The 21,185-nt window shown below is 71.5% G+C and carries 18 protein-coding genes; 6 read left to right on the forward strand and 12 right to left on the reverse strand.

Annotated elements, in window-relative coordinates; translation table 11 throughout:
- The first annotated feature begins 24 nt into the window (after positions 1-24).
- On the forward strand, positions 25-705 hold the full coding sequence (locus ACZ7L6_RS09780) for a ribonuclease H family protein (protein ID WP_471921664.1): 681 nt from the start codon (positions 25-27) through the stop codon (positions 703-705).
- 46 nt (positions 706-751) lie between these two features.
- Here ACZ7L6_RS09780 and melC2 read toward each other — a convergent pair whose 3' ends face one another.
- Positions 752-1,576: a tyrosinase MelC2 gene (melC2, locus tag ACZ7L6_RS09785; RefSeq protein ID WP_471921667.1), complete on the reverse strand. Its 825-nt coding sequence runs from the start codon at positions 1,574-1,576 to the stop codon at positions 752-754.
- A gap of 34 nt (positions 1,577-1,610) precedes the next feature.
- Positions 1,611-1,988: an apotyrosinase chaperone MelC1 gene (gene melC1, locus ACZ7L6_RS09790; RefSeq protein ID WP_471921670.1), complete on the reverse strand. Its 378-nt coding sequence runs from the start codon at positions 1,986-1,988 to the stop codon at positions 1,611-1,613.
- A gap of 343 nt (positions 1,989-2,331) precedes the next feature.
- Here melC1 and ACZ7L6_RS09795 point away from each other — a divergent pair, with 343 nt between their 5' ends.
- Positions 2,332-3,549 carry an FAD-dependent monooxygenase gene (locus tag ACZ7L6_RS09795; protein ID WP_471921672.1) on the forward strand — a complete coding sequence of 406 codons (1,218 nt, stop codon included), beginning with the start codon at positions 2,332-2,334 and terminating at the stop codon, positions 3,547-3,549.
- A gap of 7 nt (positions 3,550-3,556) precedes the next feature.
- Here the strand turns inward: ACZ7L6_RS09795 and ACZ7L6_RS09800 are convergent, their stop codons facing one another.
- On the reverse strand, positions 3,557-5,248 hold the full coding sequence (locus ACZ7L6_RS09800) for a cholesterol oxidase substrate-binding domain-containing protein (RefSeq protein WP_471921674.1): 1,692 nt from the start codon (positions 5,246-5,248) through the stop codon (positions 3,557-3,559).
- A 137-nt stretch (positions 5,249-5,385) separates the two neighbouring features.
- On the opposite strand from ACZ7L6_RS09800, the gene ACZ7L6_RS09805 reads away from it, so the two are divergent.
- Together ACZ7L6_RS09805 and ACZ7L6_RS09810 are read left to right on the forward strand one after the other, a co-directional pair.
- The gene (locus ACZ7L6_RS09805; RefSeq protein WP_471921676.1) at positions 5,386-6,369 is read left to right on the forward strand and encodes an aldo/keto reductase; all 984 of its coding nucleotides are present in this window, start codon (positions 5,386-5,388) and stop codon (positions 6,367-6,369) included.
- A gap of 83 nt (positions 6,370-6,452) precedes the next feature.
- Positions 6,453-6,950 (forward strand): DUF6328 family protein, encoded by a 498-nt coding sequence (locus ACZ7L6_RS09810; RefSeq protein WP_471921678.1) that lies wholly within the window; start codon positions 6,453-6,455, stop codon positions 6,948-6,950.
- 41 nt (positions 6,951-6,991) lie between these two features.
- On the opposite strand, the gene ACZ7L6_RS09815 is transcribed toward ACZ7L6_RS09810, so the two are convergent.
- The 9 genes from ACZ7L6_RS09815 to ACZ7L6_RS09855 all read right to left on the reverse strand — a co-directional run bounded on the left by ACZ7L6_RS09815 (position 6,992) and on the right by ACZ7L6_RS09855 (position 17,904).
- Positions 6,992-8,026 carry a hypothetical protein gene (locus ACZ7L6_RS09815; protein ID WP_471921680.1) on the reverse strand — a complete coding sequence of 345 codons (1,035 nt, stop codon included), beginning with the start codon at positions 8,024-8,026 and terminating at the stop codon, positions 6,992-6,994.
- Positions 8,027-8,147: 121 nt separating this feature from the next.
- Positions 8,148-9,119, reverse strand: coding sequence for an LLM class F420-dependent oxidoreductase (locus ACZ7L6_RS09820; protein ID WP_471921682.1), 972 nt, complete (start codon positions 9,117-9,119; stop codon positions 8,148-8,150).
- 112 nt (positions 9,120-9,231) lie between these two features.
- Complete coding sequence (locus tag ACZ7L6_RS09825; protein WP_471921684.1) at positions 9,232-10,827, reverse strand: serine/threonine protein kinase; 1,596 nt, start codon at positions 10,825-10,827, stop codon at positions 9,232-9,234.
- Between the two features lie 157 nt (positions 10,828-10,984).
- Positions 10,985-11,944, reverse strand: a complete 960-nt coding sequence (locus tag ACZ7L6_RS09830) for a pyridoxal-phosphate dependent enzyme (RefSeq protein WP_471921686.1) — start codon at positions 11,942-11,944, stop codon at positions 10,985-10,987.
- Between the two features lie 36 nt (positions 11,945-11,980).
- Positions 11,981-13,090: a polyprenyl synthetase family protein gene (locus ACZ7L6_RS09835; RefSeq protein WP_471921688.1), complete on the reverse strand. Its 1,110-nt coding sequence runs from the start codon at positions 13,088-13,090 to the stop codon at positions 11,981-11,983.
- Entirely contained in the window at positions 13,087-14,151 is a 1,065-nt protein-coding gene (locus tag ACZ7L6_RS09840) for a tetratricopeptide repeat protein (RefSeq protein WP_471921833.1), read from the reverse strand. The genes ACZ7L6_RS09835 and ACZ7L6_RS09840 overlap by 4 nt, the downstream gene beginning before the upstream one ends.
- A gap of 206 nt (positions 14,152-14,357) precedes the next feature.
- Positions 14,358-15,035 (reverse strand): AIM24 family protein, encoded by a 678-nt coding sequence (locus tag ACZ7L6_RS09845; protein ID WP_398825329.1) that lies wholly within the window; start codon positions 15,033-15,035, stop codon positions 14,358-14,360.
- A gap of 146 nt (positions 15,036-15,181) precedes the next feature.
- Complete coding sequence (locus tag ACZ7L6_RS09850; RefSeq protein ID WP_471921690.1) at positions 15,182-16,567, reverse strand: CAP domain-containing protein; 1,386 nt, start codon at positions 16,565-16,567, stop codon at positions 15,182-15,184.
- A gap of 89 nt (positions 16,568-16,656) precedes the next feature.
- Positions 16,657-17,904 carry a serine hydrolase domain-containing protein gene (locus ACZ7L6_RS09855; RefSeq protein ID WP_471921692.1) on the reverse strand — a complete coding sequence of 416 codons (1,248 nt, stop codon included), beginning with the start codon at positions 17,902-17,904 and terminating at the stop codon, positions 16,657-16,659.
- Positions 17,905-18,098: 194 nt separating this feature from the next.
- Here ACZ7L6_RS09855 and ACZ7L6_RS09860 point away from each other — a divergent pair, with 194 nt between their 5' ends.
- Together ACZ7L6_RS09860 and ACZ7L6_RS09865 are read left to right on the forward strand one after the other, a co-directional pair.
- Positions 18,099-19,280 carry an ROK family protein gene (locus ACZ7L6_RS09860; RefSeq protein ID WP_471921694.1) on the forward strand — a complete coding sequence of 394 codons (1,182 nt, stop codon included), beginning with the start codon at positions 18,099-18,101 and terminating at the stop codon, positions 19,278-19,280.
- A 32-nt stretch (positions 19,281-19,312) separates the two neighbouring features.
- On the forward strand, positions 19,313-21,154 hold the full coding sequence (locus tag ACZ7L6_RS09865) for an alpha-galactosidase D (RefSeq protein ID WP_471921696.1): 1,842 nt from the start codon (positions 19,313-19,315) through the stop codon (positions 21,152-21,154).
- The last annotated feature ends 31 nt before the right edge of the window (positions 21,155-21,185 follow it).

Raw genomic sequence — 21,185 nt, forward strand, 5'->3', positions numbered from 1 at the left:
GCCGGACCGTGGCATGATCGGCGCATGCGTGAACGTGTTGTGGCAGCGTGCGACGGGGCTTCGAAGGGAAACCCCGGGCCGGCGGGCTGGGCCTGGGTCGTCGCCGACGAGACGGAGACTCCGACCCGATGGGAGGCCGGGCCGCTCGGCAAGGCCACCAACAACGTCGCGGAACTCACCGCGCTGGAACGCCTGCTCACGGCGACCGACCCCGGCGTACCGCTGGAGATCCGCATGGACTCGCAGTACGCCATGAAGGCCGTCACCAGCTGGCTGCCCAACTGGAAGCGCAACGGCTGGAAGACGGCCGCCGGCAAGCCCGTCGCCAACCAGGACCTGGTCGTGCGCATCGACGAACTGCTCGCCGGCCGCACGGTCGAGTTCCGCTACGTCCCCGCCCACCAGGTCGACGGCGACCCCCTGAACGACTTCGCCGACCGTGCCGCCAGCCAGGCGGCCACCGTGCAGGAGCCGGCGGGCAGCGGTCTCGGCTCACCGGAGCCGCCGCCCTCCCCGGACACCCCGCCGGCCAAGGCACCGCGCCGCAAGTCCGCGGCGCCCCGGAAGAACGGCAGCTCCTCGCGCACCATCAAGGCCAAGTTCCCCGGCCGCTGCGTCTGCGGCCGCTCCTACGCGGCGGGCGAGCCCATCGCCAAGAACGCCCAGGGCTGGGGCCACCCGGAGTGCCGTACCGCCGAGGCCTGACCGGCGGGACGGGCGGCGCGGACCGGCGGCGGACCCGGGCGCTGTCTCAGGCCGCGTCGAACGTGTAGTGCGCGGTGTGGTCCAGCAGGTCGGCGGGACGCACGTCGTTCCACGGCTTCATCGTCTCGTTGAGATCGACGACGTTCGGCGTCCCGGCGGCCGGCACATAACCGGAGCCGGGGTGCCGGCGCTGCCAGTCCGCCCACAGCTTGTCGATGTAGGCGTGGTGCAGCCAGAACACCGGGTCGTTGGGGGACACGCCGGTCGCCATCTGCCCGCCGACCCAGACGTGGACCCGGTTGTGCAGATTGACGCCGCGCCAGCCCTCGAGATGGTTGCGGAAACCGTCCGACGCGCTGTTCCAGGGCGCCATGTCGTACGTGGCCATGGCGAGCACGGACTCCACCTCGGCCCGGGTCGGCAGCTCCCGTACCGCGGCGCCCAGGGACCGGCGCAGAAACGTGCGCCCGTCCACGCGCACATTGATCGGCCAGTTGCCGGTCGACGCGGCGAACGGCCCGTCCATCACCCGGCCGTCGAGGCTGCGCCCGGTGCCGCCGAGGAAGTCGGGGGCCCACAGGGAGGACCGTATCGAGCGGTCGGTGCTCCAGTCCCAGTACGGCAGCGCGACCGAGGGGTCCACCTGCTGCAGCGCACGCTCGAACTCGAGCAGGAATCTGCGGTGCCAGGGCAGGAAGGACGGTGAACGGTGGCCGGTGCGTTCCCCGTTGTCGGTGTCGCCGACGATGAAGGCGTTGTGCGTGGTGACGAACTCGTCGTAGCGGCCGCTGCGCTTCAGCTCCAGCACGGCGGCGACGAATCGGCGCTTCTCGTCGGCGGTCAGCAGGGCCTGGTTCTTGCGGACGGTCATGGTAGCGGGTGCTCCAAAGTGCGCTTGCGGCAGGTCAGTTGGCGTTGGTGGGGAAGGGCAGGAGGGCTGCGCCCTGCAGCTCGTCCACGGCGGCGCGGGCGGCGGCGCGCGGGGTGGGCACCGGGTCGTAGTGGCTCACGACGCTGATCCAGCTGCCGTCGGCGTTGCGCATCACATGCAGCTCCACCCCGTCGACGAACACGGCGTATCCGGCGCCGTGGTGCTCGTGACCGGAGCCCGAGACCGGCCGGCCCTGTATTCGGCGGCCCTTGTAGACCTCGTCGAAGGACGCCGGGGCGTGGTGGTCGTGCCCGGCGGCGGTCGCGCCGGGGGCGGCGACGGCCTGGACACCGGCCGCGGTGGCGAGGGCGGCCGCGGCGGTGAGCGCACGGCGACGGCTGAGTTCCGGCATACGGATCTCCTGGGTTCGTTCGGTTGACGACTCCGCATGCCTATCGGGCCGCACGAGAGCGGGAGAAATCGGTCGGCAGTGGTTGGCTCCGATCCGGACAAGTAGTTACATGTCGTGCAAAGTTGAATCAAGGTGATCTTGCTACGGGCCGTACTCGTGAGTTACCGGAACGGGGAATTCCTTCCCCTGTGGGCCGCGTTCCGGGTGATCTTTCGCGGGCGGGTGAGTCACCAGTGGTCTGCTTCACTCGCCGAAACTGGCGCGATCCGGAATGCGGCGGGACGGTACACCTGGCCTGTTACTCTCCCCGAACCAGAATGTCCGATTTGGGGAATATTCGGGGATGTGCGTGAAGGTCGCCTGCGTCGGCGGCGGGCCTGCCGGCCTGTATCTGTCGATCCTGCTGAAGCTGCGGAACCCCTCCCACGACATCACCGTCCACGAGCGCAACCCGGAGGGCTCCACCTACGGCTGGGGCGTCACCTACTGGCGCGGTCTGCTCGACCAACTGCACGCGCACGACCCCGAGACGGCCCGCGCCATCGACGAGAACTCGGTCCGCTGGAGCGAAGGAGTCGCCCACATCCGGCACCTGACGACCCGTCGGCCCGGTGACCAGGGCCACGGGATCGGACGCCACCAGCTGCTGGAGATCCTCGCCGCCCGCGCCCGCTCACTGGGCGTACGCCTGGCCTTCGAGCACGAGATCACGCCGGACCGCCTGCCCGCAGCCGACCTGGTCGTGGCGGCCGACGGCGTCCACAGTGCCCTGCGCACCCGGCACGCCGACCACTTCGGCACGCGGATCACGGCAGGCCGCAACCGCTACATCTGGCTCGGCACCAGCAAGGTCTTCGACGCCTTCACCTTCGCCTTCGTCGAGACCGACCATGGCTGGATCTGGTGCTACGGCTACGGCTTCGGCCCCGAGACCGGCACCTGCGTCGTCGAATGCGCCCCCGAGGCCTGGACCGGCCTGGGCCTCGACACGGCGAACGAGGCGGACGGACTGACCCTGCTGGAGACGCTCTTCGCCGAGGTCCTCGACGGCCATCCCCTCACCGGCCGCGGGTCCGCCGACGGCAGCGCCCAGTGGCTGACCTTCCGGACCCTCACCAACCGCACCTGGCACCGCGGCAACCTCGTCCTGCTCGGCGACGCCGCCCACACCACGCACTACTCCGTCGGCGCCGGCACGACCCTCGCCCTGGAGGATGCCATCGCCCTGGCCCGCTCCCTGCACGAGCACCCCGCCCTCCCGCAGGCCCTCGCCCGCTACGAACAGGAGCGCAGACAAGCCCTGTTGCCCCTGCAGAGCGCGGCCCGCTACAGCGCCCGGTGGTACGAGAACCTGCCCCGCTACATCCATCTGCCCCCGCACCAGATGTTCGCCCTGCTCGGCCAGCGCCACTCACCCCTGCTGCCCCACATGCCGCCCCGGCTGTACTACCGGCTCGACAGGGCGGCCGGGCGACTGGAGACGTTGCGCCGCTTCAAGCGCTGGCTGGGCCCGAAGGCCGCGCGCACCGTGCACGCCAGGGAACTGGCGTCCGGCAGGTAGCCGCACCTCACCTCAGCAGCCGGTCGAGGAAGGCGTTGCCGAACACCCCGTGGGGATCGAGCCGGTCCAGCACCCCGGAGGCCTGCCCCCACGTGTCCTCACCGATGGACCCGGGCACGACCGTGTCCAGCACCTCGGCGTCGCTCCAGGCGGCCTCGTCCGTGTAGGCCCAGCCCTTCGACCACTCGACCCGGGGCATGGCGTACCCGCCGTCGAAGGTACGCAGCAGAAACCGCTCGATCTCGCGCAGGAACGCCTCCGCGTGCGGAGTTCCGGGCAGCGTCAGGACGTTGAGCCACACGGCGGTGTCCCACTCGGGCCGGTCGCCGCGCGGGCGGAGCGCCGACAACAGCGGGGTCCGCGCACCGTCCGCACCGACGTCCGCCGGATCGTCGAGGCCGGTCACGCGGATCTCCACCGAGCCGTTGACCGGGAACTGCCCCCGGCCGGCGTACTCCGCCAGGCGCTCCCGACAGAAGGCGGTGAACTCGGCGACGACCCGCTGCACTTGAGCCCTGCTCGTGTGCACGACGTAGCCGTTCGTCGCGATCCTCAGCGTCGTCGGCCGCAGGTACAGCAGGGTGTTCTTGGACGGCCCCCAGATGTCCGCCGACAGCGTCGCCACCAGGCCGAGCGCGGCCGCGTCGTACTGCGCGTTGCCGAGCACCGGCGCCAGATACCAGGCCCCGTCCGACACCATGCGCCCGACCAGCTCCGCCACCGGGCGCGGGACGCTGTCGGAGAACGGGTAGTTGTACGGCGTCGCCACGTGCCGCGAGGTCAGCGGCCGGGTGGGGGAGACGCTCCACACCTTCAGCCACGGGCACTCGGTGAAGGCGAACCAGATCGCCTCGACCCGCCCGGCCCGGTCCAGGAAGCTCGCGAGCGTGCGTCCGTCCGTGCCCGGCGCGGCGAAGAGCTCCCCGGCCGGGATGTCCGTACGGCTGACGCACCGCAGGTTGCTGTCGGCGCCCACGCGCAGCAGGACCTCGGTGATCAGGGACCGGCCGAGATGGGTGAGCAGGGCGGCGCAGTCGGCCTCGTCACGGTCGTAGGTCCGTAACACATACGCGCCGTCGGCCTCGTCCCAGACGACGGCCGTCAGGGACAGCACGAGATTGCTGAGCGAGCCGTACGTGTGCCCGGACAGCCGCTGTTCACCCCGCGCCGGCACGGCGGTGCCGTGCGCGTCGACGGCCAGGGCGCCGCCCAGGGTGAGGTTGCCGGGCGCCGGGGAAGCGGTGACGCCGAGACCGTGCTCCTCCAGGAAGGTGAGCAGGGCCTCCAGGGTGACGCCGGTGCCGGCGCGCACGGAGCCCGGCGACTCCAGGGAAAGGCCGGTGAGATGAGAGGCGGTGTCGACGAGGAGGACAGGCGTGTCCGGCGGTGTGTCCTGTGTGATGGTCAGCGGAGACCAGCCGTGCGAGGAACCGCGGGCACGGACCCGCCAGCCGTGCCGCCAGGCCCAGTTGACGACGGCGACCACCTGGTCCGGGGCGGCCGGCGCGCAGGCCCACAGCCCGTCGGCGGTGATCTCGCCGACCCAGTTCCGGTACGCCGAGCGGTACAGGGCCACTTCGGGCGGGAAATCCGGTAACTCCTGTGCCGCGACGGCGGGATCCGCCGGGAGAAGAGTCGGTACGGCGGCCAGGGCGGCAGCGGTGCGCAGGAAGCCTCTGCGGCTGAAGGCGTCGGTCACGGGTCCACGTTAGGGACCGGTTTGACATGTTCCGTCGGCCTGTCGAAATGATTCACTTATGTGAGTGATGGCTTCACAGGTGGTCGGGCGGAGGGTCCCGTTCCGTGCACGGGCATGACGAATGACACACTGACGCCATGGACGAGCGTGTAATCGGTAGGTCGGGTCAGCGGGCATCCGTCGTCGGTCTCGGGACGTGGCAGCTGGGCGCCGACTGGGGAGACGTCGACGACAAGGAAGCCCTGGCGGTGCTGGAGGCGGCGGTCGAGTCGGGGGTGACCTTCTTCGACACCGCCGACGTGTACGGCGACGGGCGCAGCGAGCAGACGATCGCCGCCTTCCTGCGCGGCAGGCCCGGGCTGGACATTTTCGTGGCGACCAAGATGGGCCGCCGCGTCGACCAGATCCCCGGGAACTACGTCCTCGACAACTTCCGCGCCTGGAACGACCGTTCCCGGCGCAACCTCGGCGTGGACCGCCTCGACCTGGTCCAGCTGCACTGCCCGCCGACGCCCGTCTACTCCACGGACGAGGTGTTCGACGCCCTGGACACCCTGGTCCAGGAGGAGCGCATCGCGGCGTACGGCGTCAGCGTGGAGACCTGCGAGGAGGCGCTGACCGCGATCGCCCGGCCGGGCGTGGCCAGTGTGCAGATCATCCTGAACCCGTTCCGGATGAAGCCGCTGCGCGAGGTGCTGCCCGCCGCCCGGGAGGCGGGCGTCGGTGTCATCGCCCGCGTCCCGCTGGCCTCCGGTCTGCTGTCGGGCAAGTACACCAAGGACACCGTCTTCCCCGCGAACGACCACCGCACCTACAACCGGCACGGCGAGTCCTTCGACGTCGGGGAGACCTTCTCCGGTGTCGACTACGCGACGGGCGTCGAGGCCGCCGCCGAGTTCGCCGCCCTCGCCCCCGAGGGATTCACCCCCGCCCAGCTCGCGTTGCGCTGGATCATCCAGCAGCCGGGCGTGACCACCGTGATCCCGGGAGCCCGCTCGCCGGAGCAGGCCCGAGCGAACGCGGCCGCCGCCGCGCTGCCGGAACTGTCGCAGGACACGCTCACCGCGATCCGGGACCTCTACGACCGGCGGATCAAGGACCAGGTCGAGGGCCGCTGGTAGGACGTTCGGCGGCCGGCCGGACAGAATCCCCGCTCACGGGGTACTCGCGGGACAGGACTCAGGTAGTTCGAATCCGGGAGGACATGGTGACGGCCACCGAGAGCGGGGAGACCAGGCGCAGGGGACGCAACGAGACCGAGGAGGAGAGAGCCGACCGCATGTGGGTCGAGCTCCTCCAGGAGGTCCGCGTGGCCCAGATGGGCGTGCAGATCCTGTTCGGTTTCCTGCTCACCGTCGTGTTCACACCGAAGTACGACGACCTGAATCCCACGGACCGGGCCATCTACATCGTGACGGTCGTGCTGGGCGCCGCCGCCACCGGCGCCCTCATCGGTCCCGTGTCCCTGCACCGCCTGGTGTCGGGGCGGCGCATCAAGCCGCAGGCGGTGGAGTGGGCTTCCCGGCTGACCTTCGTCGGGCTGGTCCTGCTCCTCGTCACGATGGCGGCGTCGCTGCTGCTGATCCTGCGGGTCGCCACCCACGACGGCTCCGTGCCCTGGCTGGTCGCGGGCGTGGTCGTCTGGTACGTGGTGTGCTGGTTCGTGCTGCCCCTGTGGACACGCCACCGCTACACGGAGTGAGCGGTGGCGCTCGGACGGTGTCCCGGACCGTATGAGGCCGGCTACGACTGCGGTGCCGTGCCTCCCCGCGCCCCGCGCAGTGCCGCGATGCACGAGGCGATGGCCTGCTGGAGGTCCTCCAGCTGCTCGACCATGTCGTCCTCGACGAACTCCTGCACATCGTCGAAGGTCAGCTCCTCGAAGACCTTCGTCGCCCGCTGCAGGCTGCTGTAGAACTTCGTCCTCCGCTCCTGCACCCGCAGCTCCGGGTCGGCCTCCACGGCCTCGACGACGAGGGACTTCATGGTGTCGTAGGCCTCGCTCGCCCACTCGCCGCTGTCCTCGTCGTCGTCCAGCTCCTCGATGAGCGACAGGTGCCGTTCGGCCTCCTGGCGCAGGTCGACGGGTGCGTCGACGGTCTGCCCGGCCGGGGTCTTGATCTGGCCCGACTCGGCGATCTGGCGGACGTAGCCGATCCGGTCGGCCGCCCGGCTCTCGCCGGCCACGGCCTTCTTCAGCTCCTCGGTGCGGACCACGTCCCGCGCCAATTCGGCCTGCAGCTCCGGGTCTTCGCGGACCCGGTCCAGGAGCGCCTGGCGGGCCGCGCGGGCGGTCGAGGGATCGGCGAGGATCGCGGCGCGCAGCGCGGTGGGGTTCTCGGCGACCTCCAGGGCCTTCGTCGGGCGGATGCCCTCGGCCTCGGCGGCCTCGGCGATGGCCGTGCCGCGCTCGGAGCTGGCGCTGTTGCGGGAGACGTAGTAGCTGAGCCACACATCGGCGTCCGGCAGCTCCACCTCCTGGCCCGGCGTGAGCGCCTCGAAGTGCGGGACGAGGCCGTCGTCGGCGGCCCGGTCCCAGGCCTTGTAGTACCGCATGACGCGCTCGGGGGAGCACCCGGCGAGCTCGGCGAACTCCTTCGCGGACACCTTCGGCGTCTCGTCCGCGCCCTGGCCGCCGGGCCGCACGCTGCGCGCCACCATCAGGCCGAAGGCCCACCCTCCGGTCCGGGCGTAGACGCCGAACTCCCGAGCGTCCCGGGCGACGAGGTCGGACAGGGGCACGGGGGACGTATCGGACGGGACGATCGCCAGGCTCACGGATGACTCTCCTGTACGGACTGCTCGGACGGCGAAAATGCAGACCAGCAGCCTATGACACCTGCGCACCGCGCTCGGTCCGTCCCGGGTGCCGCCCGGCGCGGTCAGGGTGCGCGAGCCGTCATCCGAAGGCGTCCCGCAGCGCGGGCAGCAGCGTCTTCTCCGCCCAGTCGAGATACGGCAGCTGCGCCTCGCCCCCGATCTGCACCAGGGCGATCTCTTCGAACCCGGCCTCCGCGTACGGGCGTACCGCCTCGACGAAGTCCTCCGGGTCGTCGCCGCACGGGATGGAGTCGGCGACGTCGTCCTGGGTGACGAACTGGGTCGCCGCCTCGAAGGAGTCCGGGTGCGGCAGCTCCGAGTTGACCTTCCAGCCGCCGCCGAACCAGCGGAACTGGGAGTGGGCGCGCTTGATCGCGGTCTCCCGGTCGGGGTCGTGGCACACCGGCAGCTGCCCCACGCGCGGTTTGCCCTCGCCGCCGTGCCGGTCGAACGCCTCCAGCAGGCCCGCCTTGGGCTCCGTGGCGATCACCAGGTCGCCGAGCCTGCCCGCGAGCTCACAGGACTGTTCCCCGGAGACGGCGATGCCGATGGGCGGCGGCTGGTCCGGCAGGTCCCACAGGCGAGCCGACTCCACGTCGAAGTGTGTGCCGCGATGGTTCACATGTCCGCCCTTGAAGAGTGCGCGGATGATCCCCACCGCCTCCTCGAGCATTTCGTGCCGCACGTCCACGGGCGGCCAACCGCCGCCGACGACATGCTCGTTGAGGTTCTCGCCCGAGCCGAGCCCCAGCCGGAACCGGCCCTCGGACAGCAGCTGCATCGTGGCCGCCTTCTGCGCCACGACCGCCGGGTGGTAGCGGACCGTCGGACACGTCACGTAGGTCATCAGCGGAATCCGCGACGTGGCCTGGGCGGCCGCGCCCAGCACACTCCAGGCGTACGGGGAGTGACCCTGTGCACGCAGCCACGGAAAGTAGTGGTCCGAGGTCACGGAGAAGTCGAAGCCCGCCTCCTCGGCGCGGACCAGGTGGTCCACCAGGTCACGGGGGCCGGCCTGCTCGGTCATCATCGTGTATCCGATCTGCACCATGCGGGCCGAGTCCCCCGGACACGGGGTGACGAAAACGGGACGGACGGGGCAGGAGGGAGGGCGCGGGAGAAGGGGCCGGGAACCGACCGGGGCGCGCCCCACACCCGCCCGATCAGTTCTCCGGCACCCGGAAGGTCCGCAGGAAGACGTCCAGCGCCTTCTGGTTCTCCGGGTCGTCCCAGTCGGCCTCCGGGGTCGTCCAGCGCAGGGAATAGCCGCGGTGGTCGCCGATGAGGAAGCCGCGGCCGAAGGTGTGCAGACGGGTGCCGTCCTTGTCGGAGAGCCACTCCATGTCGGCGGCCTTGTATCCCTGGTATGTGGTCGCCTCGATCTCGCCGATCCGCTGGAACCCGCTCCGCTCCTCCAGATCGGGCTGGACGTCGTCGCGCCACACGGCGACGGGGTCCGGACCCACGGCCTCGCTGTAGGTGATCGCCAGTTTGCGCGGATCGCCGTCGGCGCTGAAGAAGACGCGGTACGCCAGGTCCGAGGCGCGCTGGGTGCCCAGCGACGCCCAGCCCTCGGGCAGGGCGACGGAGAAGCCCTCGGGTGATGTGTACGTCCGGTAGCCGGGCGGCAAGGCCGTGCCGGAGGGGGGAGCGGTGGGCGTCCCCGGCTCCGTCGCGTCCTGCGACGGGGACGAGCTTGGCTTGGGGGTGGGGGACGGTCCGGTCGGTGCCTCGGCCGAGGCCGACGGACTGGGTGCCGTACCGGCCGCCGACGGCCCCGAATCGTCCGGCCGGCCATTGGCCACCACGAGGACGGCGGCCGCGACGGTGACCACGGCGAGAGCGGTGCCGACGACCATGGCCCGTCTGCTCCAGCCCGGGCCCACGGCGTACAGGCCGCGCAGGCGTGGGTGTTGCGTCGTCTGCGAGGCCGTCTCGGGATCCTCGTTCAGGACGCGAACGAACGCATCCCGGACCACGGGTCTGCTCAGCCGCTCCCGGGAGTCCTTGCGCAGCAGCCCCTGCACGGCCTGGGTGAGCGGCCCGGCACGCACCGGGGCGCGCAGCGGAAGCCGGTCCACCCCCTTCAACGTGGCCTCGGGCCGGTCCCGTTCGCGGTACGGCGGACGCCCCTCGACCATCGTGTAGAGGATCGCGCCGAGCGCCCACAGATCGGACGCCGGCCCGATGCGCTCGTCACGGGCCTGTTCCGGGGACGCGTATGACGGTGCGGCGACCCGGGGCGCGAGGGTGGCGCCGGCCAGCCCGAAGCCGGTGACGACGACGGAGCCGTCGTCGCGCACGAACACCTGGCCCGGGCTGAGCTCGCCGTGCGTGATGCCCGCGACATGCGCCGCCTCCAGCACGTCCAGCAGCTCGAGGCCGATGCGGGCGGCCCGTACGTAGTTGAAGGTGCCCTGCTGGGTGAGGAGTTCGCCCAAGGGCGTACCGTCGATCCACTCGGTGACGATCCACAGGCTGCCGGACTCCTCGACGGCGTCCAGGACGGTGGCAACCCGGCCCGGACGCAACAGCCCCATCCGTTCGGACGTCCGCAGGATCCGTGAGGTCGCCCGGCGCCTGTCCTCCGGGCCGGAATCGTCGGGCAGGCCGATCTGACTGAGGAGGCACGGGCGTTCGGTTTCCGTGTCCTCACCGTAGTAACTGACGCGGTTCGTCTCGCGATGCACCACATCGACGAGCCGATACCTCCCGGCGACCAACTCGGCTGTGGAGACGCGCGCCTTGACCATGGCCATCCCTCGCTGAACCCCTGGCTCTCATTTCCCACAGGAAGTACGGGAGAAGCGACGGGATGCGTTCAACGAAATCCTCAACTAAACGCTGCTTCTTTTCCTTTGTTTCTTACGCGCGAGTAAGCTGACGAAAAGTTAAGGGAATTGTTGCTGGAGCGCTTCAGCGAAGACCGAAATCCGCCGCCCAGCGCAGTACGTCCGAGGTCGTCGCGTTGCCCCCGCACACGACCAGCCCGAGCCGGGCGCCGTCCCCGACCCGCTCCACCACCCGCCGGGCCGCGGGCAGCAGACAGCCGGCGGCCGGCTCGGTCCACACCTTGGCGTGTTCGGCCAGGTCGAGGACCCCCTGCACCGCCTCCCGGTCCGGGACCACGAGCACCTCGTCGACCAGGGCGGACACATGGTCGTACGTCAGGTGGGACACGCTCGGTGCGCTCAGCGTGGACACGATCGAGGACAGCGCCACCGGCACCGGGCCGCCCGCCGCCAGCGCCGCGGACATGGCCTCGGCGCCCTCGGTCTCCACACCCCAGATCCGCACGCCCGGCCGGCGCGCCCGCAGCGCCACCGCGACACCGGCCACGAGCCCGCCGCCCCCGACGCTGACGAGGACGTCCGTGAGGTCACCCGCGTCGTCGGCGAGCTCCAGCCCGACGGTGCCCTGCCCGGCGATCACCAGGGGGTCGTCGAAGGGGTGGACGAGCGTCAGTCCCTCGTCACGCAGCCTCGTGACGAGGGAGAACGCGCCGTCCATGTCGTCCGTAAGGCGCACCGAGGCTCCGGCGTCCCGGGCGATCTCGACGGCCCGGGCCGGCGCCGAACGGGGCATCACCACGGTGGCCTTCACATCGAGGACGGCGGCCGTCATCGCCAGGGCGATCCCATGGTTGCCGCCGCTGACCGCCACGACCCCGGCGGCGCGCTGGGCGTCGCTCAGCGACAGCAGCTTCGCCGTCGCCCCGCGCGCCTTGAACGAGCCGGTGCGCTGGAGGAGTTCGAGCTTCGCCGTGACCGGCACGCCGAGCAGCGCCGACAGGCCGGGGCTGGGGACGGTCGGGGTGTGCACGACGTGTCCGGCGATGAGGTCGGCCGCGGCTTCGACGTCCGAGATCCCGATCAAGGCAGTCACCTTTCCGGCGTGGGGCGATCCACGCTTTCACAGGTCGCGCCGCACGAGGAAGTCCAGCAGCGACCGCAGCTCCTCGGCCACCCCCGCCTCCAGCGGTACGCCGGCCAGCGCCTCCTCGGCGGCGGCCATCTGCAGCCGTGCCTCGGCCGACGCGGCCGAGCGGCCGCCCGACTCCTCGATCAGCGCGGCCGCCTCATCCGGTGCGGCGTCCGACTCCAGCAGCGCGGAGAGCCGGCCGGCGGCGGGGGAGTCGAGCGCGGCCAGCACCGGGAACGTCTTCTTCCGCTCCCGCAGATCGCCGTACACAGGCTTGCCGGTCACCGGCGGATCGCCCCAGATGCCCAGCAGATCGTCGACCACCTGGAAGGCGATGCCCAGATGCCGTCCGGCACGGTCGAGTGCGGAGACGGTGGCGGGCGGCGCACCGCCGAGCAGAGCGCCCAGCGCGGCCGCACAGCCCAGCAGGGCACCCGTCTTGTGCTCGGCCATCATGCGGTACTGGTCGAGCCGCACCCGCCCCGGCCCCGTCCAGGGACGTGTGGCGAACAGCAGGTCGTCCGCCTGTCCGCGCACCAGGTCCTGCAACGCCACGGACAGCAGCCGCACCGCCTGCGGACCCGCCGGCGCCACGGCGAGCGTCTCGACGGCCAGGGCGAACAGTGCGTCCCCCGCCAGTACGGCGGGTCCCGTGCCGTAAGCCTTCCACACGGTGGGGCGTCGCCGCCGGGCCGTGTCGCCGTCCATGATGTCGTCGTGCAGCAGGGAGAAGGCGTGCACCAGCTCCACCGCGACCGCGCCGGGCACCGCGACCCGCCCGGGCGCACCGGCCGCCTCGGCGCCGAGCACGGCCAGCGCCTGTCGTACGCCCTTCCCACCGGAGGCGTCGGCCGGTGCGCCGCCCACCTCGCACCAGCCGAAGGAGTACCCGGCCATCTCACCGACCCACGGATGCGTGCGTCCCACGGCCTCCCGCAGCGCGGGCAGCACCAAGGCACGGCAGCGGTCGAGGACTTGACGGGCGTCGGCCGGGGCATGCGCCGACGAGGGGGCTTGGCGGGCGTCGGCCGGAGAGTGCCCCGCCGAGGCGGCCCGGCGGGCGTCGTGCGGCGTGCGAACCGCCGAAGGGAACGCCGTCACCGTACGACCACCGCCCCGGCGCCCTGCAGCGCGTCGTCCGAGACGCCGAACTCCTCCTGCGCCCGCGCCACCATCTCCCGCGCGTGCCGCAGCCCGATCCGCTCCAACACCACGGCCAGCTCGGCCAGTTCGGCGGCGGTCTCCGCACGGTCGCGCCCCAGCCGGGCCCGCGACTTGACCAGCCCCAGCCGGGACAGCGCCTCCCCGCGCGGCTCGCTCATGGCGCGGAACTCCGTCAGTGCCTGCTCGTACAGCTCCCGGGCCTCGGCGTAACGCCTCGCGCGGTAGAGGACGTTGCCGCGCATCTTGTGGTTGTAGGCCAGCGCGCTGGACAGCTTCATCGCCCGGCATGTGGTCTCGGCCTCGGACAGCAGGGCCAGTGCCCGCTCGGTGTCGCCGTCGCGCACGGAGACGATGTCGGCGAGCCCGCGCAGCGCCCAGGCGTGCCCGCGCCGGTCCTCCGCCCGCGCGGCGATCTCGGCCGCCTCCTCGAACAGGGCGTACGCGGTGTCGTAGGACCCGGTGTTGCGATGGATCTGGGCGATGCCCTCCAGCGCCCACACGGTGTGCCGCGCCTCGCCGCGCCGCCGGGCCTCGGCCAGCAGCTGCTCGTGCAGCCGGCGGACGGCTTCGTAGTCGCCCTGGATGCGGCCGGTCTCCGCCAGACCGGCCAGCGAGTAGCCGCGCACGACGATGTCGCCGCCGCGCTCACCGAGGTCGGCCGCGAGCTGGAGCAGCCGCCGGGCCAGGGCGAACGCACCGCGCTGCCGGGCCAGCGTGCCGCCGCTCCACAGGGCCCAGGCCATCGCCGCGGTGTCACCGGCCTCCCGGGCGGCGCGGTAGCTCGCCTTCCACGCCCGGTCCGCGTCCCCGACCTGCCCCAGCCTGCGGTGCGCCTCGGCGACCGCGAGCCCCGAGCGCGCCGCCTCGCCGTGCTCCCCGGCCCGCTCGGCCGCTCTCAACTGCTCGGTGCCGGCGGCCAGTACGTCGGTCAGCGAGGAGTTCACGGACAGCTTGGTCAGGGAGCCCTGGTACTCCGGGGCGAATGCCTTGCCGTACATCGATGCCTCTCGATCGATATACACGCCGTCTCTACTCTGTGTGTATAGATGGTGCGTATACGTCACGGGTATACGCGGCGTGTATAGAGCGTTGAAAACCGGCCCTGGCCGGAAAGCGCGGCCAGGGCTTCACCTGTTGTCGATCAAGACGTCGGCAGGGCGGACAGGGTTGCCCGTGAGGCGCAGATCACCTCACGGGGATCGCATCAGTGCTGCTGGGCCTTCTGCGGCGTCGCCTCACTCGGCCGTACGACGACATAGCCCTGACCCTGCAGCATCAGCTGCACTGCCTCCCCGGACCCGCCGCGCAGCATCGAGCCGAGGGACTGCGAGCGGTGCAGCGACGTCTGCAGCCCGGCGGTCCAGCCGACCACCGCGTCGGTGTCGACGTACACCGGGTACTGCGGCGAGACCGGGATGACCAGCGGGTTGCCCTCGCACACCAGCCCCAGCCTGCCCTGCCCCGTGAAGACGCTGTTGAACAGGCCGCCGCCGGCGATGCCCGCGCCCTTCACCGTCGCTATCCGGTACGACAACGAGGCGTCGAAACACAGGACGTTGCGGCCGTTGACCGTGAACTCGTCGCCGGGGTCGACGTCGACGATGAAGCAGTTCTGCGCCTCGTGCGCGAACCAGGCCTCGCCCTGCCCGCGCACCGCCATCAGCGGCAGCCCCTCACCGGTCATGGCCCGCTTGAGCATGCCGCCCACGCCCTGGCCCTTGCGCTCGAACTGGAGGTTGCCGCGGTAGGCGACCATCGCGCCCTGCCGGGCGTGCATCTCGCCGTTCACCGCGTACTTGATGCACTTGGCGTTCTCGATCGTCATGCCCGGCGCCGTGGCGGGCTGGACCATGTGCTCGCTGGAAAAGAGGTCACCCTTCATGCGGGCATCCTGTCCCGGACGGTCCCGTTCCGGCCAGATCGCGGTGTGTCCGCTCCCTGATGATCGGGTTCCGACCAGAACGCGGTGCGTCGTCTCCGGGCCGATCCGGTGCCGGCCGGTCGTGGCGTGTCGCCGTCCTGAGCCCGTCAGGCGCCGAAGAGCTGTGTCCAGTACGTGCCCGCCGGACCGCCGCCCGCGAAGCCGATCCCGATGTGGGTGAAGTCGCGCTTGAGGATGTTGGCGCGATGGCCCGGGCTGTTCATCCATCCCTCGACGACCTCGGCGGGGGAGCGCTGACCGCATGCGATGTTCTCGCCGATCGTGCGCATGCGGGAGCCGGCGGCGGCAGCCCGGTCCCACGGTTGGCTCCCCTCGGGCGAGGTGTGGGCGTAGAAGGCGCGGGCTGCCATGTCGGCGCTGTAGGCCTGCGCGGCGGTGGTGAGCGCCTGATCGACGGTCAGGGGGCGCAGTCCGGCCCTGGCGCGCTCCCGGTTGGTGAGGTCGACGACCTCGGCCGCGGTGCGGGACAGGTCGCCCGGCGTGAGCGGTCTGGCCCACAACGCCGTCCAATAGGTGTCGCCGGAGCGGCCGCCCCTGACGTATGCCAGGGCGGTGTGGGTGAAGGCCGGGTCGTGCAGGGTGTGGCGGGCCTGTTCGGTGCGCAGGCAGTACGCGACGAATTCGGCGGGTGTGCGCGGGCCGGAGACCAGGTGTTCGCCGACGGTGACATACGTGTACCCGGCGGCGGTGATGCGCTGGTACACGGAGACGCCGTCACGGCCCTCGACGGCGAGCCGTCCTGCCGCGGCCATGGCCGAGGCGTGGGACCGGGCGGCGGAGGCGAGGCGGACGTCGAGGGTGACGGGAGGGGAACCGGTTTCGGCGCGGGCGGAGTTGACCAGGCCGAGGAAGCCGTCGGGGTCGGGGGAGGGGACCGCAGGGGCAGGGGCAGGGGCAGGGGCACGCACGGCGGGCTGGGTGTGCAGCGTGGACCGTGCGGCGTACGCGGGGCGGGCGGTGGGCATCGGCTGTGGCGGCGGCGCCGGCGTCGCGTCCTCGATGACGTCCACCCCGAAATCGCGCGCGAGTCCCGCCAGCCCGTCCGCGTACCCCTGCCCCAGGGCGCGCAGCTTCCATCCGCCGCCACGCCGGTAGATCTCCGCGAGCAGCAGCACCGTCTCCTGCCGCGGGCGCGGTGGGGCGAACCGGGCGATCGCGCGGCCGCCCGAGTCGCTGACATGGAGCGTGGGAGCGGGCAGCCGGCCCAGGGGACTGCCGGGGTCGGCCGGGCTGACGACCACCGTGACCCGGGTGGTCCCGGGGCGCAGCCGCGACGGGTCGACCGTCAGGGTGTCGCCGTGGAGCCGGGCGCCCGACGCGGACGGCTGGTTGTAGAACACGAAGTCGGCGTCGCCCCGGACCTTGCCGCTGTCGTCGGTGATGAGCGCGGACACGTCGAACGGGCCGGGCACCCGGACGGTCACGCTGCCGCCCGGGAGGGGCAGATTGCCCCCGGGAACCAACTCGCTCATCGTGCCGTCCTGGTGGGTGCTTCGGGATCCGGTGGGGATGTCCGGAAAACGTCCACCGGATCGCGCGGGTTCCCGCCCCACGTGTGCGCTCAGGGCGCCTTCGGACGCACGAGGCTCCCCGGCGCGATGTCCTCATGGCGTTCGACGGGCCCCGAACCCCTCCGTGCCTTCGCCTTCTTGCCGCAGAACGCCGATTCCAGCGTGCCCAGCATGGAGTTGAGGACCGTGCCGTTGTTGGAGGTGTTGGCGAGCGCGGCGAGGCTGCGCTCGCCGTCCTTCGACGCGAACGCGTACGTGTAGTAGCCCTGGACGGCGCCCGTGTGACCGTACACGGAGACTCCGCACGACAGGTCGCGGCGCCGCAGCCCGAGCCCGTACGCCTGCGAGCCGCCCGCCGGTACCCACCGCTGCATCTGGTCCAGCTGCTGCCGCGAGGTCAGCCGGCCGCCGAGCAGAGCGGACAGGAAGGTGTTGAGGTCCCGCGTGCTGGAGATGAGCGCGCCCGCGCTCTGCGCCCAGGACACCGTCTGCTCGGTGGCGTCGACGAGCGCCGCACCGGCCGTGTCCGGCGTGAGATAGCCGCGGGCGTACCGGCCGGGAATCCTCGTGCCGGGGTGCACATAGAAGGTGTCGCGCAGGTGCAGCGGCTCGATGATCCGGTTCTGGTACTCGGTCCGTACGGAGTGGCCGGTCAGCTTCTCGATGAGCATGCCGGCGACGACGAAGTTGGTGTTGGAGTAGGAGTACGCGCCGCCGGGCTGGGTGGTCCGTGGCTTGTCCAGGGATCGGTCCACCAACTGCCGGTAGGTGAAGACCTTCTTGCGGACCGCCTCGAAGCCGGGAACCGTCCGCGCGAACATCTCGTCGGTGTAGTCGTGCAGGCCGCTGCGGTGGCTGAGCACATGCCGCACCGTGATGCGGTCGTCGGGCAGCAGCCTCGGCAGATAGCGGTTGACGGGGGCGTCGAGCTCCAGCTTCTTCTCGTCGGCCAGTTGCAGCAGGACGACGGCCGAGAAGATCTTGGTGACGCTGCCGATGCGGAACCGGTCGGCGTTGCTGATGGTCCGTCCGGTCCTGCGGTCGGCGACACCGGTGGCCGCCCAGTGGATGGTGTCGCGGTCGTCGAGCCGTGCGATCGCGCCGGGGGCGCCCTGCCGCCGTGCCGTGCGCAGGACTTCCCACAGGCCCCTGACGTCGGGTTCGGACAGCGCGCCCGTCGCGGCGTCGACCGTCGTGGTGCCGGGTGCTGCCGGGGGCGTGGCGTGTGCGGGCACCGCCAGGAGCGACACGAGGGCCGCCGCCACCGCCGTACCTCGGACCACCGTTGCTGAGACCATCCGGTTTCCTCTCATCTGCGTCGATGTGCTGCCGATACGAGAACGATCGGCTTCGACCGGAGCAACTTCCCGCACCCCGTCACATCGCCACAGACGCCGCACAGTTGGACAGCCGTGCGGTCACTGGGGCGAGTCATCGATCGAATCCTGCTTCTTTTATTGACGGCGGAAAATAATGGCTCTAGGTTCCCGGCATGCCCTCGATCCGTCGCGCCGAGACGTTCCCGGCGAACACCCCGGCCGCCTCGCAGATCTTCACCACGGTCCTCTCCCACGGACCGCTGACCCGCCTGGAGGTGGCCCGGCGGGCGGGGCTGTCACCGGCCGCCGTCACCAAGGCGGTCCGGCCCCTCATCGAGGCCGGGTACCTGGTGGAGGACGTGGACGAGCAGGCGCGCCCGGCACTCGGCCGCCCCGCCAACTTGGTGCGGGTGGACGGCGGACGGGCCCTGTTCATCGGCGTCAAGGTGACCGGCGACGAGATCATCGGCGTGCTCACCGACCTGTGCTGCCGGATCCGGGTCGCTCGCCACGCGGCGCTGGGGGACCGTGCACCGAAGGGAGTGCTGGCCTCGGTCGCCGAGCTGGTGGGCGAACTGCTCGCGGCCGCAGGAGACTTGAACGTGCCGGTCCTCGGCCTCGGCATCGCAGTCTCCGGTGACGTCGACCGCGGTGCGGGCGTCGTCCGTTACTCGCCGTTCCTGGAGTGGCGGGACGTGCCCCTCGCCGAACTCGCCGCCACGACCACCGGATTGCCGGTCACCGTGGACAACGACGTACGCGCCCTCACCGTCGCCGAGCAGTGGTTCGGCGCGGGCGTGGGGCTGTCCGACTTCGCCGTGGTGACCGTCGGCGCCGGCATCGGCTGCGGCCTCGTGGTGCACGGCCGGGTGGTCGCCGGTGCGCACGGCGTCGCCGGGGAGATCGGGCATGTGACCGTCGACGACCCGGCCGGACCGCCCTGCCACTGCGGCAACCGCGGCTGCGTGGAGGCGATCGCGGGGGACGCCGCGATCCTCCGGCGGATCCGCGAGACCACGGGTGTCGAGGTCGCCGACACAGCGGAAGCCGTGGCACTCGCCCACCGCGGCGTCAGGGGAGCGCGTGAGGCCTACGCGCGCGCGGGCGAGGCGATCGGCCGCGGCATCGCCACCGTGGCCAACCTGCTCGGCCCCGAGCGCGTGATCATCTCCGGCGAGGGCCTCGCCGCCTACGACCTGTTCGCCGAACAGATCCGCGACGCCCTCGCCGCCGCCGCGTTCGGCTCCGCCGCCGAGTGTGACGTACAGACCCGCCCGCTGCCCTTCGAGGAGTGGGCACGCGGGGCGGCGGCCACCGCGATCCAGTCCTTCATCCGTGCCGACGACCAGCGCTAGACCCGCTGGACCGACCCCGGGAGGTACGACCCATGCGGTCATCCTCGTACTCCGTCATGCCCGCACGAGCCCTGAGAGCCGCGGTGGTCCTGGCCCTCACCGCCGGCGCCATCACGGCCGTCCCCGCCGCGCGGGCGGAGACTGCCGCGCCCGCCGCTTCCGCCGAGACCGGTGGACCCGCCGAGGCCACCGCCTCCGCCCTCGCGGCCAAGCCGTACATGGGCTGGTCCAGCTGGAGCATGCAGTCGTCGAAGTACCCCGGCCTCAACCCTGACGGCGACTACAGCTACCTGACCGAGGCGAACGTCATCAAGCAGGCCGACGCCATGGCCGCCAAGCTGAAGAAGTACGGCTACGAGTACGTCAACATCGACGCCGGCTGGTGGCGCGACAACGCGTGGAAGCCCCGCTTCGACCAGTACGGCCGCCAGCAGGCCGACCCCGTCCGCTTCCCCAGCGGCTTGAAGGCCGTTGCCGACCGCATCCACGCCAAGGGCCTCAAGGCGGGCATCTATCTGCCGGTCGGCCTGGAGAAGGAGGCGTACGGCGACGGCAAGGTGCCCATCTGGAACGCGGACGGCTGCACCACCGCCGACATCGTCCACGACGACCTGCGCACCACCAACGGCTGGGACAGCTCCTACAAGCTCGACTTCTCCGGCCCCTGCGCGCAGAAGTACGTCGATTCCCAGGCGCGGATGTTCGCCGACTGGGGCTACGACTTCCTCAAGCTCGACGGTGTCGGCCCCGGTTCCGGGAAGAGCGGTGATCAGTACGACAACGTTGCCGACGTGGCCGCCTGGCAGAAGGCCATCGCCGCCACCGGCCGCCCCATCCACCTGGAGCTGTCCTGGTCGCTCGACATCGGACGGGTCGCCGACTGGAAGAAGCACTCCCAGGGCTGGCGCATCGACACCGACGTCGAGTGCTACTGCAACACCCTGGTCAGCTGGGAGAACTCCGTCGACGACCGCTGGGACGACGCCCCCGGCTGGACCCGGCACGCCGGCCCCGGTGGCTGGAACGACCTCGACTCCCTCGACGTCGGCAACGGCGCCATGGACGGCCTCACCAAGGCCGAACGGCAGAGCTACGCCACCCTGTGGGCCATCGCCAAGTCCCCGCTCTACACCGGCGACGACCTCACCCGCCTCGACTCCTACGGCCTGTCCCTGCTGACCAACCGCGAGGTCATCGCCGTCAACCAGGGCGCCACGCCACCCGCACGCCCGGTCACCCCGTCCGACCCGCAGCAGGTGTGGGCCGCGAAGAACCCCGACGGCACCTACACCGTCGCCCTGTTCAACCTCGCCGACGCCCCCGCCGCCGTCACCGCCCACTGGGCCTCCCTCGGCTTCACCGGCAAGGCAGCCGTCCGCGACCTGTGGAACCACGAGAACCTCGGCACCTACCAGAACAAGATCACCCAGGCCCTTCCCGCCCACGGCTCCCGCCTGTTCACCGTCACCCCGCGCGGCACCGCCCTCACCACGACCGCCTACGAGGCCGAGTCCCCGGCGAACACCCTCGGCGGCAACGCCTCCGTCGCCGACTGCTCCGCCTGCTCCGGCGACCGCAAGGTCGGCAACCTCTACCTCGGCGGCACGCTCCGCTTCAACGACGTCGTCGTCGACAAGGCCGGCACGTATCTGATCAAGGTGGCCTACGTCAGCGGCGACCCCCGTTCGGTCGACGTCTCCGCGAACGGTGGCGGCGCCATCCGGCACAAGTTCCCCTCCACCGGCGACTGGGGGACCGCCGAGACGGTCGGCGTGCCCGTGACCCTCAAGGCGGGCGCCAACACGGTCACCTTCGACAGCGGCACAGGCTACGCACCGGACATCGACCGGGTCGGCGTGCCGAAGTCGTCCTGAACCACCCCAGTAGCCCGACGAACGACTGCCG

It is taken from the genome of Streptomyces sp. NPDC107522 (assembly GCF_055657525.1).